At 49.7% G+C, this 17,241-nt stretch carries 12 protein-coding genes; 2 read left to right on the forward strand and 10 right to left on the reverse strand.

What is annotated here, in order from left to right:
• Positions 1-168: 168 nt before the first annotated feature.
• From D0C16_RS20315 to D0C16_RS20360, 10 genes are all read right to left on the reverse strand, one after another.
• Positions 169-477, reverse strand: a complete 309-nt coding sequence (locus tag D0C16_RS20315) for a type II toxin-antitoxin system RelE/ParE family toxin (protein WP_151034026.1) — start codon at positions 475-477, stop codon at positions 169-171.
• Entirely contained in the window at positions 474-665 is a 192-nt protein-coding gene (locus D0C16_RS20320) for a hypothetical protein (RefSeq protein ID WP_151034027.1), read from the reverse strand. Before D0C16_RS20320 ends, D0C16_RS20315 begins: the two co-directional genes overlap by 4 nt.
• Positions 666-1,038: 373 nt before the next feature.
• Positions 1,039-2,163, reverse strand: coding sequence for a family 43 glycosylhydrolase (locus D0C16_RS20325; protein WP_151034028.1), 1,125 nt, complete (start codon positions 2,161-2,163; stop codon positions 1,039-1,041).
• A gap of 142 nt (positions 2,164-2,305) precedes the next feature.
• Positions 2,306-3,514, reverse strand: coding sequence for a D-mannonate dehydratase ManD (manD, locus tag D0C16_RS20330; protein WP_151034029.1), 1,209 nt, complete (start codon positions 3,512-3,514; stop codon positions 2,306-2,308).
• A 111-nt stretch (positions 3,515-3,625) separates the two neighbouring features.
• Entirely contained in the window at positions 3,626-6,493 is a 2,868-nt protein-coding gene (locus D0C16_RS20335) for a glycosyl hydrolase 115 family protein (protein ID WP_151034030.1), read from the reverse strand.
• Positions 6,493-8,148, reverse strand: a complete 1,656-nt coding sequence (locus D0C16_RS20340; RefSeq protein WP_151034031.1) for a glycoside hydrolase family 43 protein — start codon at positions 8,146-8,148, stop codon at positions 6,493-6,495. Before D0C16_RS20340 ends, D0C16_RS20335 begins: the two co-directional genes overlap by 1 nt.
• 86 nt (positions 8,149-8,234) lie before the next feature.
• Entirely contained in the window at positions 8,235-10,043 is a 1,809-nt protein-coding gene (locus tag D0C16_RS20345; RefSeq protein ID WP_151034032.1) for an endo-1,4-beta-xylanase, read from the reverse strand.
• A 71-nt stretch (positions 10,044-10,114) separates the two neighbouring features.
• A complete protein-coding gene (locus D0C16_RS20350; RefSeq protein ID WP_151034033.1) occupies positions 10,115-11,194 on the reverse strand; it encodes an acyltransferase in 1,080 nt (359 codons plus the stop codon).
• A 172-nt stretch (positions 11,195-11,366) separates the two neighbouring features.
• Entirely contained in the window at positions 11,367-12,779 is a 1,413-nt protein-coding gene (locus tag D0C16_RS20355; RefSeq protein ID WP_151034034.1) for a sugar porter family MFS transporter, read from the reverse strand.
• A 244-nt stretch (positions 12,780-13,023) separates the two neighbouring features.
• Positions 13,024-13,755, reverse strand: coding sequence for an NUDIX domain-containing protein (locus tag D0C16_RS20360; protein WP_370458192.1), 732 nt, complete (start codon positions 13,753-13,755; stop codon positions 13,024-13,026).
• A gap of 456 nt (positions 13,756-14,211) precedes the next feature.
• On the opposite strand from D0C16_RS20360, the gene D0C16_RS20365 reads away from it, so the two are divergent.
• The gene (locus D0C16_RS20365; RefSeq protein WP_151034035.1) at positions 14,212-15,696 is read left to right on the forward strand and encodes a xylulokinase; all 1,485 of its coding nucleotides are present in this window, start codon (positions 14,212-14,214) and stop codon (positions 15,694-15,696) included.
• Between the two features lie 74 nt (positions 15,697-15,770).
• Positions 15,771-17,102, forward strand: coding sequence for a xylose isomerase (xylA, locus tag D0C16_RS20370; RefSeq protein WP_151034036.1), 1,332 nt, complete (start codon positions 15,771-15,773; stop codon positions 17,100-17,102).
• The last annotated feature ends 139 nt before the right edge of the window (positions 17,103-17,241 follow it).

Raw genomic sequence — 17,241 nt, forward strand, 5'->3', positions numbered from 1 at the left:
CAACCTTCAGTCGTGTAAAAATACGCCCCTGCATTTTTGTCGTTCCTCAGTCTGCGTGGCGCGCACCAACCTATACAAATAAAAAGCCCGATCAGCAAAACTGATCGGGCTTTTTTATTTGCACGAAAAATTAGTCAATCCAAATAGGCATCAAGAATTTGAGTGTTACTACAACACTTCCCAAGGTTTATGATCCATTCTCGTTAAATCCCGGCTGCCATGAATTACCGCCAGGATATACAGGTAGTCGGTCTTCGCTAAATACATAATGCGGTAGTTTTGAAATATCATTTCCCGCACATCGGTGCGTTCAGCTTCGGGCACTTCGCGCCCCATTAATGGTTGCTCACGCAGCAGATCTACCGTTTCGACAATCCGGTCAACAAACTGCTCTGCATAAAAGGGTACATCACGGGCTATATAGGTATAGATATCGCCTAAATCCAGTTCGGCCGGTTCAGTCCATTCAATTTTCATGAGGTTTTTTGTTGTCTTGCGAGTATCCGTGCTTTGACTTGGTCGTGTGGGATAGTGCGCCCCTCCTCAACTGCTCTCAAGCCAGCTTCAATTTTTTGTTTTACATACAGCTCGTACATGATGTCACTCCACGAGGCTTGCTCGGGTAGCTGGTTAATGAGGTGCTGTGCAGATTCTTTCGCGTTCATATTGTGCCCCGATAGATTGCCCGCCTTGATTGTTGCCTTTGCATCATAGCATGGGGGTTGAGTGTCGCTACAACCCATAAATTCCTGCTGGATAACTGATTATGGGAACCGGCCAGCAAACTGGCCAAATGCCCCTTGCAGGCAATCGTTAGGTGGAAAAAAGTGCTTTGTTATCAATGGGATGGTAAATACACAATCGGCTACTAAAGCGGCCAAAAAAACTGCTTTAAGGGAGCGGTTATGGCAACATCAATTATGGATATTGCGCCGTTATATGGAAAGCCAGCAATCGCAACAATAATTACCTATACCAATAAATAAAAAGCCCAATCAGAAAAATCTGATCGGGCTTTTTATTGCCGCAGAAAACAAATCAATCCAAATAGGCATCCACCGTTTGAATGCTGCCGTCATCGGCGTGAACTAATTCAGTCACTTTAATATTGCGCAAATGGGTTTTGCCGCCGGACAATTGTGAGTCGTGGTAGAACAAATACCATTTGCCATTGTGTTGCGCGATGGAGTGGTGGTTGGTCCAGCCGAACACTGGGGTTAACACCATGCCTTTGTAGGTGAATGGGCCGTAGGGTGTGTCACCAATGGCGTAGGCGATGAAGTGGGTGTCGCCGGTGGAGTAGGAGAAATAATATTTGCCGTTGTATTTGTGTAGCCAGGCAGCCTCAAAGAAGCGGCGATTGGTATCGGTGCCGAGCATAGGTACGCCGCCGCCATCGAGGATTTGTACATCTTTTGGCGCTTCGGCAAATTGCAGCATGTCATCGCTGAGCTTGGCAATTTTCGGGCTGTAGGCGGGTTCGTTGCTCGCCGGGTATTTATCTTCCGCTACGTAGCTGCCGCTGGCCCAGCGCTGTAATTGCCCGCCCCAGATGCCACCGAAATACATGTAGTGTGAACCATCGTCGTCTTTGAATACGGCGGGGTCGATACTGAAGCTGCCTTTAATTGGCTCTGGCTCGGCTTTAAATGGGCCGGTCGGGGAATCGCTGGTGGCTACGCCGATTTGGAAAATACCGTCTTTGTTTTTCGCGGGGAAATACAAAAAGAATTTACCGTCTTTTTCGGCGGCATCCGGTGCCCAGAGTTGGCTTTTGGCCCAGGGCACATCTTTCAAATTGAGCGCTTCGCCGTGATCGGTAGTGGCATTGGTCGCTGGGTCATAGGAAAAAACGCGATAGTCTTTCATATCGAATTTATCGCCTTCGCCGGTGGTGGTCACGCCGGTATCCAAATCGTGCGAGGGATAAATATATAACTTGCCATTAAACACATGGGCTGATGGGTCGGCGGTGTAGATGTCTTTTACCAGCGGCTGGTTAAGGAATTTGGCCGGGTCGATGGATGGGTCTGCCACTACCGCGGTAGTGGTTACTGATGCCGGGGTGTTGGCGGCCTCGGGGGCGGACTTATCCTGACAGCCGAGAATAAAGGCGGCGCTGCTGATGATGCTGGCAGCAAGGAGTTTTTTTTGTAATGTCATTGCGCTTGCTCTCTCTTGCGGGGTTATGAATTGCCGTTGTTGTTTGTTGGCTTGAAATAAAGCATGGATGGCTTCAGGGCGAAGCCATCCGGCAGGCACAAGTTTACTCGTGTGTAATTGACTTACCAGAGGAACCCAAGGCTTACCAGTGCCATAGGGTACCATCTTCCAGGCGATTTACGGGCAGGCAGGCGCGTTTGTAAGGATATTTTGCAGCGAGCTTCTCATCGATATCCACACCGTGACCGGGCGCTTCACCGGGCGTGAAGTAGCCTTTATCAAACACATAGGCGTGCGGGAAGACTTCTTCCATCTGCGCGCTGTGGGCCATGTGCTCTTGAATACCGAAGTTGGGCACCCAGTAGTCAAAATGCAGCGCCGCGCCCATACACACCGGAGACAGGTCGGTGGCGCCGTGGAAGCCGGTGCGCACATTGAACAGGCTGGCGAAATCTGCAATGCGGCGCACATGGGTAATACCGCCGGCGTGAACTATGGTGGAGCGGATATAGTCGATCAGCTGGTTTTGAATCAGCTCGCGGCAATCGTGAATCGAGTTAAACACTTCGCCGACTGCCAATGGCGTGGTGGTGTGTTGGCGAATCAGTTTAAAGGCTTCCTGATTTTCCGCCGGCACTGCATCTTCCATCCAAAACAAATGGAATGGCTCCAGCTCTTTACCTAAACGCGCGGCTTCAATTGGCGTTAAGCGGTGATGCACGTCGTGCAGCAAATGAATATCGCGGCCGAATTCTTTGCGCACCGCCGCAAAAACTTCCGGAATGAAATTCAAATATTTTTCGGTGGACCAGACTTCTACGGAGGGCAAATCCGCATCGGCCGGCTCGTAACTTTTATCGCCCTTGGCTACGCCGTAGGTTTTTTCGATGCCGGGAATACCGCACTGGATGCGAATGGCTTGATAGCCTTTTTCGCGCGCTTTACGCACGGCTTCCAGGGTGGAATCCAGATCCTTACCATTGGCATGGGTATAGGTGAGGATGCGCTCGCGGCTCTTGCCTCCAAGCAATTGGTAGAGCGGCATATTGGCGGCCTTGGCTTTGATATCCCAAAGCGCCACATCGATGGCCGCCAGCGCGGTCATGCCGATAGGGCCGCGACGCCAATAGGCACCGCGATAAAAGAATTGCCAGATGTCCTCAATTTGCTGTGGGTCGCGGCCAATCAGTGAAGGGATTAAATAATCTTCCAGATAGGACACCACACTTTTTTCGCGGCCATTCAGGGTCGCGTCGCCTATGCCGTAAATGCCTTGGTCGGTGGTAATTTTCAGCGTTACAAAATTTCTGCCGGGGCAGGTGACAATCACTTTCGCATCAACAATTTTCATTCAACAGTGTCTCTACTACTTGGAGGTTATAGGGTTGTGTTTGTGTTGGTTATGTCTGTGTTGCTTATGTCTGTGTTGATAGGTTCGATCTAATTTTTTTGTGTTCAATGCTTAAAACCGTGGGTTTTCCTGCGGCCCTAAATAACTTGGCTTCAAACCGCCGGTATCGATTACCAGCTTTTGCAGCGTCACTCCGGAATCCAAACTATAAACTCGCAGCTTGTGGGCACCTGCCGCTATCGCCTTGTGGGTGCTGGTGCTAATACGCACATCGGCACGCGCAGTTTCTTCCCAGGTGGCGTTGCTCATGTCCGCCGTTAAATTCATCACCTGCGGTGCTTCACCATCCACCGCTATGGCGTAGCGAAGGCCGTGTTCGGGCAACATTGGCCAGCTAGGGGCAAAGTAACCCTGAATCGTCAGGTCGCTGGTACCGAGGGTGAAAAAATCATATTCCACATAAGGCGCTGCACTTACATCGGCAAAATGTTCATCGCCAATCGGGAAAACTGCAATCGACGAGAGGCTGCGGCCGTGCTCGGGAATGGTTTCCCAGCGCAGTGTTTTACCCTTGGCCGACACGCCGGTGGTTTGCCGTTGGAAGTGGGCGGCTTCTATCGCGATCACGCCATCCGCCTCGATAAAACCTTTGCCCTTAAGCGCTGACGGTTTAAGGCCTGGGTTAAAGGCGTTAACAGTGATACTCGCTCCACCCCAACCGGTTCCGTTAATTTGGATACGCCCTGAGCTTTCGCCTTTGGGGGCCTTGCTCCAGTCGATGCTGACCTCGAGTTGGGCTTGGTTGTTTACTTGTATACCAGTGTGACTCAGTATAATCCAGGGGGCACTGGTTTGGGCAGTGGCGACAAAGGATTTTTTACCTTTATTGAAGATGCTTAGCGTTCGCGCCTGCTTGCCGAAAGGGTCAAAGCGCGGCAGCTGATAAGTGCCGGTAGCAGGCCAGGCAGGGGCTATGCCTTCCACAGATACACCCATTTCGGCTTCATTGTGCGGTTCGTAGATTTGTACTACGGGCAGGGTATCTTCCGGTGGGTTGTTCCAGTTGCTGTAACCAATGTGTGGCTGGCTCATAAAGTGATTCCATTTGCCGCCATTTAACTGGTGGTACTCCAACTCCAATGCGGCGTCTGCCGCAAAGAGCGTGCGCACTTTATTGGCGTAGTCGTTGGTGCTGGCGCGCCCCTGCTGGGCGTACCAATGATTTTTGGCTTGGGCGTCGTACAGCTCGGTGATATTTGCGCTCGCTTGCGCGGGGAAAAGCACCAACTGATAAAACGCGTCGCGCTGCGTGTCAGGGATTTTTTTATACAGGGCTTGGGCGCGCGTCGCGTAGTGTTTAATTTCAGCCGTTACGCGATTGCTTTCATCGTAATGCAATTGACTGTAGACGCTGGCATCCTGCAGTTCCGGTTTGCGGCGCAGGTTGTGGCGGGTGTAACCCGTCATAATCGCTGCAATTTCTTGCGCGTGTTCTTTGCCAAATTCGCGCTCGGCCCAGAGGGTTGCAAATTCCGGGATGCGTTCTTTCGGCCAAGCGTCCGGATTCCAAGCCATGTTCAGGAAAAATTCAATCGGATATTCCATGGGTTTTAAATCGCCCACATTTACAATCCAAATTTGATTGGCCTCATAGGCATAGGCCAAATTCATCTGCTCCCAAATCTTGGCGATGGAAACCGTATTGATCCAGCGATAGGAGCGCGGTCCGCCCACATAATCAAAATGATAATAAACGCCGGCACCGCCCGCGCGCTTGCGTTCATCCGGTGTTGGCAAGCGGCGAATGTTGCCCCAGTTGTCATCGCACCAGAGCAAAATTACATCATCGGGTACACGCATGCCGCGCTCGTAAAATCCCTGTACTTCTTTGTAAAGTGCCCATACTTGCGGGACTTTGCTGAGCTGCTCTTTGCCGAATTGATTGGCGAGAATTTCGCGTTGGTCGTGAACAATTTTTTCCAGCAGTTGAATGTTTTCCCCTTCACTCATGGGTTCGTCCTGTTGTCCGCGCATGCCGAGGGTGTAAATACTTTCGTAGGGCTTATTGCGTTTCACCCCATCTTCCCAAAACTTGTATAAATTTTGCGGATTCTTGGAGTATTCCCACGGGCCTTTGCCATGACGATTCCATTCTTTATCGGCGCGCATCATCGGCTCATGGTGCGAGGTGCTCATAACTATGCCGTACTCATCGGTGAGAATCATATTCTGTGGGTCGTCATCAGCGAAGGCGTTATTCCACATGGCCGGCCAGAGGAAGTTGGCTTTCAAGCGCAGTAACAATTCAAACACCTTTTCGTAAAATTGGTGGTTGTAGTTGCCAAATTTTTCCGTTACCCAACCGGTCAGTGCCGGGGCTTCATCATTTAAAAAAATGCCGCGATATTTCACCTTGGGAATTTCAGTGATCTGCAGGGTTTTGTCGATCAGGATTTCGGTTTTCTGTTTCACCGGCACATCGGCCCACCAATACCAGGGCGAAACACCAATCTGTTCGCTCAAGCTATAAATGCCGTAGCTGGTGCCGCGTTTGTCCGCACCTACAATCACCAGTGCGCGTTTCATGTTGGGCAGCGGCTTGTCGACTACCTGCACTGAAAATCCATCCCACTGGTCGCGAATCTGCTCGACCTTGATTTTGTTATTGGCAATCAATTGGTCGATTAACCGGCTTTTGCCAAGCGTGCCCACAATTACCGCGTAGTGAATGTCATCGCTGGTTTCATTGCCAATCACCGGTTTTTTACCGGTAACTTTTTCAATGTCAGTTTGCAAATTACGCGTTGCGCGCAGTACGCCGGGAAAATCCTTGTTGTCGACGAGGATTGGCGTTACTTCGTTTTTATCCGCTACCACAAACGCTTTATTGGTAGAGGCTACCAACCAGGATTTTTCGCCCAGCGCAAAGCTTGTGGGCGCGATCAATAAGCCTAAAACGATTAATAATATCTTGCGCATTATTCAGCCCTTGCATGAATGCCTAATAAGGTTCCCACAAAGCCGCCGGCAACTTCTGTGCTGAGCATTTTGGCATCGGCGTTTTTCAGCACATATTTATACTTGCCCTGGGAGTTTTTATAGGAGAAGTGTATTTTTCCCGCATTGCCCTCAATGCGTAAATTAATAGGTTGGGCGAGATCCTTCACGCGTTTGTGATAAATCACCTTGGGTGATTTTTTATTGGCTTGCTCGATAAAAATCTCCAGGCCTTTTGCTCCTGGTTTAACGCCAAAATAGTAGTGGGCTGTTTCGCTTTGCAGGGCAACAATACCGGCAGAGGTTTGCTGCGCGGGCATTTCAAATTCGGTGCTGGCATTAAAGTGGGTGTGTTGTTGGCGACGCCCCAAAAAAGCCGGCTGGGCAAGGCTATCAAGTTTTATAGTGAGCGCCTGCAATTCAATGCCTGCTTGTGTCAGTTGGTAAAAAGGCGAATCGCCAGAGCGCAAGCTGACCCACTCAAAGCCTAATGCCTTTTTGGAAAAATTATCTTGCCAGCTGAAATTGCCGCTGAGTTTATCGGGGGCGGGCGTAGTTGCATTGATGGCCGGTGCTTTTAGCTGATAAGGAATATCTTTGCCGCGTTCCAAAATTACCGGCCAGCCGTCTTTCCATGTGACAGGTAATAAAAATGTTTCACGCCCGGTGTTGTAGTATTTTTTATCGTAGGCGCGCGTGGCTAAAAATACCGCCCACCAATCGCCTTCTTTGGTTTGCACTAAGTCTGCATGGCCTGCAGTGGTAATTGGATTGCTGCGCTCTGCAGGCAAATCGCGCTGGGTCAGGATTGGATTGTTTTCGTAGGGGACAAACGGTTCACTCAAGCTTTTGCTGCGGAAGATTACCGCGGAATGATCCATTCCCGTGCCGCCCTCGGCGCACAGCAGATAATACCAGCCGTTGATTTTGTAAATGTGCGGGCCTTCAATCCAGATGGGCTTTTTGCTCAGGTCGGTGCCGCCATTGACGATAACGCGCCCGGAGTTTTTTACGACTGATTTGGTGTTGGGATCAAATTCCCACAGCCAAATTGCGCGATGGCCGTTGTACAGTGGTTCACCGATGGGGCCATCATTGTGTGCGATATAAGCCTTGCCATCGTCATCAAAGAAAATATCTGGATCAATGCCGCCAATGTCAGGCAGTAATATCGGTTCAGACCAAGGTCCAGCGGGATTAGTCGCGGTGACTAAAAAATTGCCGCGCACGTCGACTAGCGTGGTGATCATGTAAAACACGCCCTTGTGGTGACGAATAGTGGGGGCGTAAATGCCGCGCGAGGTTTGTTGATTTTTTAAGGGCAGCTGTGCGGGTGTAGTCAGAACATGACCGAGGGATTTCCAAGTGACCAGATCCTTGCTGTGAAATATCGGTACGCCCGGTTGATAAGAGAAAGACGAGTTCACTAAATAATAATCGTCACCCGCGCGAGTGATGCTGGGGTCGGGATAAAAACCCGCCAGAATGGGGTTACGATATTCTTTGGCTTTCAGTGGTGTAGCAAAAACCTGATCATTTCCTTCATAGGAAAATTGATGAAAATTAACGCTGGCAGCGATACTCGACGCAGAAGTGGCCAGTGCAGCAACAAACGATAAATGATGAATAAGTTTCATATTTTCCTCGTACTTAAAATAAAAATGGGCAGCTTATTGTCGAGCTGCCCATGAAGCTTTTTTCTATCACTAATTGAATTAGGTTATTACAAATTCGTGCAATTAATACCTTGCAGTCCGTCGGCGAAACCACGTAGTGAGGGTTTATCGTTGTAATTATTGTCAAATAACAGCGGCCAGGCGATGGCTTCGCCGTTATAGGCGGAGGTTGCTGTGGTTAGCCAGGTACTTGCATCCGTTGTACCCCATACGGTAATTCCGCCGCGTTGGTTGGCTGGCACTGTGTCCATATAGGCTTTAATAATTTCGCAGTAGCGCTGTTTTTGCGTGAGCGCAACGGATTGTGTGAAGCTGGTGATCTTATTGCCTGGCCATCCGCCGTTGTAGGGGTTATTTACAGCCACATCCAGTTCGGTAATTTTTACTTTGAGTCCTTTATCAACCACCTTTTTCATTGCGGCGCTGATGTTGGCAATGGACGGATAATCCATAAAGACATGCATCTGGAAACCAACACCGTCGATTGGAACACCGCGCGCTTTGAAATCGGTCAGCATTTCAACCAACTTGGTGGTCTTGGCATTGTTTTGATCAATGTTGTAGTCGTTGTAATAAAGCGTTGCTGCTGGTGCTGCGGCGCGTGCGGCTTCAAAGGCCTTTTCGATATAGAGCGAGCTATTGCCGCTTTTTACGTAAAAGGTGGAATCATTGGTGCGGAAGTTGGCGACGGGGTTACCATCATTGATCGCCTCGTTCACTACATCCCAGCTGTTCACGTTGCCCTTGGCTTCAAAATGATCCACAACTGTGGTGATGTGGGTTTGCAGTGCCGTGATAAAATCGGCCGAAGTTCCTGTCCAGTTTTTCATAAAGCCGGGCACTTGATAATCAGAATGCCAAACTAATGCGTGGCCGTGAACCTGGATATTTTTGGATTTTGCATAATCCACAAATGCATCGGCGTTGGTGAAAGTGAAATTACCTTGCGTAGGTTGCAGGTAGCTCATTTTCATAATGTTGCCGGCGGTCATTTGATCAAAATGCTTTTCAACTACCGCTTGCTCTTTGGAATTGGTCAAAATGTTGTAAGTTGGCGAGTCGTTATTGGATACAGCCGCCCCGATTGGGAAATCAGCTAGCTCGCGCAAACTGGTTACATTCGCGGAATAAACGCTACCGGTACTGGAGCTGGAATTCGCAGGTTGTTTGAGCGTTACTTTTGCGCTTTTAATGGTGACGGTGCCAGCGGGCGTGCCCTTGGCTTGAACGCCAATTTGGACATCGAATTCGGTTTGATTAAATTTTTTATCGGCTTCGCTAATGGTGCAGCTGATTGCGGCATCTGTACTTGCTGCGAGCACTTCATTGCCTGACCAACAGTTCCACTCACCTGCCCAAGCCCCGCCTTTGATCTGCGCAATAATTTGCAAGTTGGCGCCCGAGGTTTTGAATTCCGGGCTGACGTTGACGACCATATCTACAATCGCATCTTCCAGTTGTACTGGTTTTGCCAAATCCGTAACGGCGCCGATGTTATCGCCACTGGCGGTAAAGCTGACTCCATCGCTGTTGACGTTCACCCCTGCGTTACCCTCGCCATTGCCGCGCCAACCACTTGCCATATTCAGGGTAATAACAGTAGTGGCTGCGGATGAGCTGCTGCTGGCCGTAACCGATGAAGGGGCAGCAGAAGACGGTGTAGCTGATGATGGTGCGACTGAAGAGGGTACAGCGGACGACAGGGCCGATGATGGAGCTTCTGAGGAAGGTGTTGACGAAGAACTGATGGGGGGCGCGCTGGATGCTGGTTTGCTGCTTCCACCTCCGCCGCCACCGCAGGCCGTCAAGCCAAGACTGATTAAAGGTATATAAATAAGCTTTTGGTAATTTTGCATGGTTGGATCTCTGTCTTATGGTTTATTGTTGTGGTCAATTACACCATAAGTCGCAAAACCCTGTATACCAGTTAGTGTAAGGATTGGTAATTTCGATTATTGGCGGGGGTGTCAGAGGATAACTTTCGGCTAAAAATGCGTTCTAGCAGGGCGCGGCTTTTGCGTTGTAACGGCATTTCAATCATTTGTGAAACCAGCATGGGCAGGGCGGTTGCCAGTGCGGCAACGAGCAGCCAGAGTGGCTGGAAATGATGATGGTCAAGCTGCAACACATGGGCACCGTAGTAGAGCACTAATACGTGGATCAGGTAGATCGAAAAGCTGGCTTGGCCAATTTTGCGCAGTGGCCTGGACGCGAGTAGCCAGCCCGTTGGTTTGCTGTTAAATGACAAAATATAAATCGCCGAAGCGAACGCGATACTAAGGCCCACAGAGTCATAAAAGCTGCGTTCGCTGTAATCCTGGGTAAGCGGGAAGAGTATGGCGGCGAGCGCTAGCAGCTGTAGAGGAATTAACTGCCGTGCCCCTCGATGTGTTTTCCAGTAATTGCGCGGCATTAGTGCGGCCAGTGTGCCGGCTAGGAAAAAGTGCAATTTGTTGGGCAGGCTAAGGTTGGGCCAAAGGTCATTGGTGACAATCAACACAGCGCACAGAAAACCGGCAAGGGGGAACGCCCATGGCATTTTTTGGCGCAGGCTGAGGCTGTACCAGATAACCACAAAAAACAGGTAATACTGGATTTCCAGTGGAATCGACCAGAAGGGGCCGACATTCCCGGCAAGGCCATAGTGGCGGATTATGCTGGTAAAGCTGTCAATTCGAAGTGGAAAATCCGCGCCTTCCAACAGTGATAGCAAAATGCACAGGCTAATCACCAACCAATAGATCGGCACTATGCGGGTGAAGCGGGCGATCATGTAATGGCGCAAGGTGTCGCTGTTGCAGGTTTGGTGTGCGTAAAGATAGCCCATCAGGAAGCCGCTCAGCGTAAAAAATACACCAACCCCCACCGAACCAATCAACCCAATATAGCCCTCTTTCGGAATGTGAGATACCACCACAAACAGGCAAGCAAGCGCGCGCAGGCCGTCCAGATTGGGCATTTTTTCCATCGTGGGGTTGTGTTTTTCAGCGTGGGTATAAGTTGCCATTGGCTCCGCCTCTGTACCCCTTCCAATGCGTCGGGGCTGACTAAACAGGTATCGTCGTTATGCGAGCAAAATTTGATCCATTTGTTAATCGTGTCGCAATTTAGTTATTGGAGGGCAATAAAAAAGGCGATTCACTCACGTGAATCGCCTTTTAAGGGAGGCTTGTAAGTAATTAGCCTTCCATTTGCTCCAACTCTTTACCCTTGGTTTCTTTGATGTACCACATCACAAAGAACACGGAGAAGAGCGAGAAGAAGGTATAGATACTGTAAGCACCCGCCAAACCGATTGCTGAAGCGAGCAGCATTGGGAAGGTCCAGGTAATCAGGAAGTTTGCCCCCCATTGTGCAAGGCCAGCAATTGCTAGCGCAGAGCCGCGCATTTGGTTGGGGAACATTTCGCCAAGCATAATCCACACTACCGGGCCCCATGACATATTAAAGAACACCACGTACACGTTAGCCGCAATCAGCGCCAGCAGGCCGTTGCCGGACGACAATTGCAGCTTGCCTGCTTCATCCACTGGTGCACCCGCGAATGCGAACGCAACGAGTGCCAAAGTGATCGTCATGCCAATAGAGCCAACCCACAACAGTGGCTTGCGGCCTACTTTATCTACCAGGAAGAATGTAATGAAACAGGCGCCGATGCTGACGGCACCAGAGAGGACGTTGGTTAAAAGTGCATCGCTTTCAGAGAATCCTGCGGCCTGCCAAAGTACCGCACCATAGTAGAATACAACGTTGATCCCGACGAATTGCTGCAGTACCGCCAAGCCAAAACCGATCCAAACGATGGGGCGGATTTTGCCAGTGGCCTTGTTTACCAGATCGCGGAAGCTGGGTTTGTGGTCGTGGGCCAGGGTGTCGTAAATTTCTTTCACTTTGTCATCAGCTTTATTGCCGTAAAGCTTTGCAAGGACAGCTTTGGCTTTGTCGTTTTTTCCACTTGCGACCAGAAAGCGCGGACTTTCCGGGATAAGGAATAGTGCGAGGAAGAACAGACCGGCGGGAATTAATTCCATCCAGAACATCCAGCGCCAGGTTTCATATCCGCCCCAGAAAATGGCGGTGGAGCCACCAGCCGAATCAGCCAGGAAGTAGTTGCTTAAGAAGGAAAAAAACAGACCGGAGATAATAGCAATTTGCTGAATAGAGCTGAGTTTGCCACGATACTGCGCCGGCGCGACTTCGGAGATATAAGCAGGGCAAATAATACTCGCTGCCCCTACCGCTAAGCCGCCAATAACGCGGTAGATAATGAACTCAACCGAGCCGGTTGCAATACCCGAGCCCCACGCAGAAATAATAAATAGCACCGATGAAACCATCAGCACCCACCAACGACCGTATTTGTCCGCCCATTGGCCCGCAAAAAATGCACCGACTGCACAGCCTAGCAGCATCGACGAAACGCTAAAGCCGGTACCCATAGAGTTGGAATTAAAGGCTTTTTGCAGTCCATCAACGGTGCCGTTGATTACGCCGCTATCGTAGCCGAAAAGGAATCCGCCAATAGTGGCGATTAGGCTAATAAGGATTACAAATCCCATATTTGCCTGGGTTGAGCTGGAAGTCTCGTTCATGGTTATACCTGTTATTTGATTTATCTTTATATGCCCGCCCGGAGGCTGGCTTTTAATTGCCGCTGGTTCGACGGCGCGACCTTAACACAGAAGCCGGGTTGCGGGCAGTGTGCGCGGAGGTATGGTCTGAAAATGGAATCGCCAGTCTTGTGAACTGGCGAATCGCAGTGGGAGGAGATACTAAATCAATATGGTTTTGCTGACTATATGGTGTGCATCAAACAAACGTTAATTCGCCCATAAATCAAATTTCAAACGCAAAACCTGATTCGGATAAATCCTTGTAGGCCTCGGCATCAAACCGGTAAAGGCTTGCAGCGCGATGTGGCACGCCCTGTTGTTTTTCGTTGCAAGGCGTCAGAAGGTTCATCTTCATGATCTTACGGCGGAAGTTGGGTTTATCCAGTTTGGTATTGAGGATCGCCTCATACAATGCCTGCAATTGCAGCAGAGTGAATTTCTCGGGCAACAGGTTGAAGCCAATAGGCTGGTGGCAAACTTGATGGCGGAGAACCTTTAAACCGTGAGCTACAATTTCAGCATGGTCGTAAACCAGATCCGGCAAGTTATTTACGCTTTGCCAGTTAACATCCGCGGCGCTCTGACCTGCCACCAGCGAAAATTTATCTGCGCTTACCAGCGCGTAGTAGGCGATGGTTACAACACGTTCATTGGGGAAGCGATCAACCCGGCCAAAGGTTTTCAATTGTTCCAGGTAGAGCTCGCGTACGCCGGTCAACTCTTCAAGTAGGCGATAGGCGGCATCGCGAAGGTTTTCGTCGTGGCGAATCCAGCCGCCGGGAAGCGCCCACTTGCCTTGGTGCAAAGGGTCGGTTTGCTTCACTAACAGGATTTTCAGTTCGTCGTTATCCAAACCGAAAACCAGGTTGTCGATAGATAGCGCTTTAATGACGTCAGCCGGGAGATTAGGGGAGCCTATATTGGTTTGGCCACCTGGAATGTGGGTGTTGGGCACTGCAATCTCCTTGGAGGCTTGCTTTGGTTAAGTTGTTGTTAGTTGATTGTTATAGGCACCTATTGTCGAGATGCCTGATAGGTCGAGCCAATGGCGCATTGTATAAGCCGATTCGATATTGGTCGAGAGCCGGCGCTCGATAGGCGGGGTGCGGGCCTGGCGGGCGAACCGTTGGCTTCCAGGTTGTTTGCTCCCGAATGCCAATCGCTAATGGTTATAGCCGGCAAAATGTAATCGGTGCCATATTTTTTGGCGCCTCTGTTACTTAATCCACATTTTTTTTGCGGTTAACGGAGATTTACTGCTTTTTATCTTGTTGTCAGATGGACAATAAGCTATGCTATAGGCATCGTAATAAGCGCATTGCGGGATTGCTAATCATAAGAGCGCAGTGTCTTCAATTTGGTGCCGGTGTTTTGTATCCGGACAACAACCATCGCTAATTAGTGAGTCTTTATGCTGTTTCTTGGTATTGATGTTGGTAGTTCCTCGGTCAAGTTATCTGTGCTGGATGGACAAACTGGCAAAAGCCTGGGGGCTTTGTCTTATCCCGATTCTGAGTTGGCCATCGAAAGCCCGCAGCCGGGTTTTGCTGAACAGAACCCGGATACCTGGTGGGATTGTGTGCGCCAGGGTTTCGCGCGTTTAGTGGCGCGCGGCACCTTCAATGCGCAGCACATCGATGCGATTGGTATCTCTTACCAAATGCATGGATTGGTTGTCGTCGATAAAAATCAGCAAGTATTGCGTCCTTCCATAATCTGGTGTGACAGCCGCGCAGTGCCCTTAGGCAACAAAGCGCTTACTGATTTGGGGCACGATTATTGTTTTGGTCATTTATTAAATTCACCGGGCAACTTCACTGCCGCGAAATTGCGTTGGGTGCAAGAAAATCAGCCTGAGCTGTTTGCACGTATCCACAAAATTATGCTGCCGGGCGATTTCATCGCGATGAAATTATCGGGCGTGATTACTACTACAGCATCCGGATTGTCGGAAGGCACGCTGTGGGACTTTAAAGAAAACCGCGTTGCCTCTGAGTTGCTTGCGCATTGGGGTATCGATGTCAATGTAATTCCGGAAATTGTTCCCAGCTTTGGGGTGCAATCCATTGTTAGCGATGCTATCGCGGCGGAGTTGGGTTTGCGTTCCGGGGTAAAAATTTGTTATCGCGCTGGAGATCAACCGAACAACGCATTTAGTTTGAATGTATTGGAACCCGGTGAAGTTGCTGCAACGGCGGGAACTTCCGGTGTTATTTACGGTGTGACTGATCAGCCTGCAGCGGACACTGCATCGCGGGTAAATACCTTCTTGCACGTGACCAGCACTGAAGAGAAAAAACGCAACGGCGTTCTTGTATGTGTAAACGGTTGTGGTCGTTTGTATTCGTGGTTGCGCCAAACCATCAGTGCAGCGGGCGCCACTCCGACGTATCCGCAATTGAATGCGTTGGCGCAAGCGGTGCCGGTAGGTAGTGAAGGTTTGTTGTTCCATCCGTTCGGCAATGGCGCCGAACGTATTTTCCAAAATAAAAATCTCGGCGCGCAATTGCGTAATCTGGACTTCAATCGCCATGGATTGGGTCATATGGTACGCGCCGCGCAAGAGGGAATCGTGTTTTCGCTCAATCAGGGTTTCGATGTATTGAAATCACTGGGTGGCAGTTGTGAAGTGGTTCGCGCCGGTAAAGGCAATATGTTTTTGAGCGAAGTCTTCGCGCAAACTTTTGCCAATACCACGCAAGCGGCTGTGGAAATGTTTGAAACCGATGGTGCTGAGGGTGCAGCGCGCGCAGCAGCATTGGGCAGTGGTTATTACGCTTCAGCGACTGAAGCGTTTACCGGGTTGACGCGTTTGAGTGTGGTAGAACCACAAGCAGCACAGTTTGCCCAGTATCAGGATGCTTATCAAAATTGGGTTGCGCTGTTACCGAAGTAATCGGCAAGCAAGGCCCGGTTTTGATAAACAAGTTATTTGAATAGTGTTAGTAAAAAATCCTCAAGGTGAAAATTATGAGTATTGTTCTCGGTAGCAAAGAATACTTCCCCGGTATTGGCAAGATTGGTTACGAAGGTCCGGATTCTGACAATCCATTAGCATTTAAATACTACGATGAAAATCGCGTAGTTGCCGGCAAAACCTTGAAAGAGCATTTCAGATTTGCCACTTGCTACTGGCACAGTTTCTGCGGCGCTGGTCATGATCCATTCGGTCCAGGCACCAAAATTTTCCCATGGGCAGCAACGCAAGATCCAATTGCGCGCGCGCATGAAAAAATGGACGCAGCGTTTGAATTTATTACCAAGCTCGGCACTCCGTATTATTGCTTTCATGATGTTGACCTGATTGACGAAGGTCCATCACGTGCAGAAACGTCCAAGCGTCTGCAAACCATCGTTGAATACGCTAAGCAAAAGCAAGCGGCTTCTGGTGTGAAATTATTGTGGGGTACTGCAAACCTGTTCTCTAACCCACGTTACATGAATGGAGCTTCAACCAACCCGGATTTCAACGTGGTGGCTTATGCCGGTGCGCAATTGAAAGACGCGCTGGATGCAACCATCGCCCTGAATGGCGAAAACTATGTGTTCTGGGGCGGTCGCGAAGGTTATATGAGCCTGCTCAACACTGACATGAAGCGTGAGCAAGAACATATGGCGCGCTTCCTGACTATGGCTCGCGATTACGCGCGTGCACAAGGCTTTAAAGGTGTGTTCTTCATTGAACCAAAGCCAATGGAGCCATCAAAACACCAATACGATTTCGATGCTGAAACGGTAATTGGTTTCTTGCGTCACCACGGTTTGGATAAAGATTTTAAATTAAATCTGGAAACCAATCACGCTACTTTGGCTGGTCACACCATGTGCCACGATATGCAAGCAGCCGCTAACGCAGGCATGTTGGGTTCTTTGGATGCTAACCGCGGTGATTACCAAAATGCGTGGGATACTGACCAGTTCCCGTACAACATCAACGAAACTGTTGAGATGATGTTGGTATTCTTGCGCGCTGGCGGCCTGCAGGGCGGTGGTGTGAACTTTGATGCGAAAGTACGTCGTAACTCACCAGATCCAGTAGATATGTTCTATGGCCATATCGGTGGTATGGATACGTTCGCGCGTGCGTTGATTATCGCTGATAGCCTGATCCAACAATCTCCATTGGAAGGCTTGCGTAAAGATCGTTACAGCAGCTTCGATGCGGGTAACGGTGCCGCGTACGAACAAGGTAAATTGACTCTGCAACAACTGGCCGATATCGGCAATAAAGGCGGTGAAGTCACTCTGCAAAGTGGTCGTCAAGAGTTGTACGAAAACATTATCAACCGTTACATTCGTTAATACAGACGTTTTCGTTCAGTTTTTTCTAGCAAAGCCTCTGGCCGCTAATAATCACCCCAGCAGTGGGGTGATGTTTAGCGGCTTTTTTGTGGGCGCGATTTAAGGAATTAAAAACAGTAAATTTCGACCGGCACTGTAA

The sequence above is a fragment of the Cellvibrio sp. KY-GH-1 genome (assembly GCF_008806975.1).
GTDB lineage: Bacteria > Pseudomonadota > Gammaproteobacteria > Pseudomonadales > Cellvibrionaceae > Cellvibrio.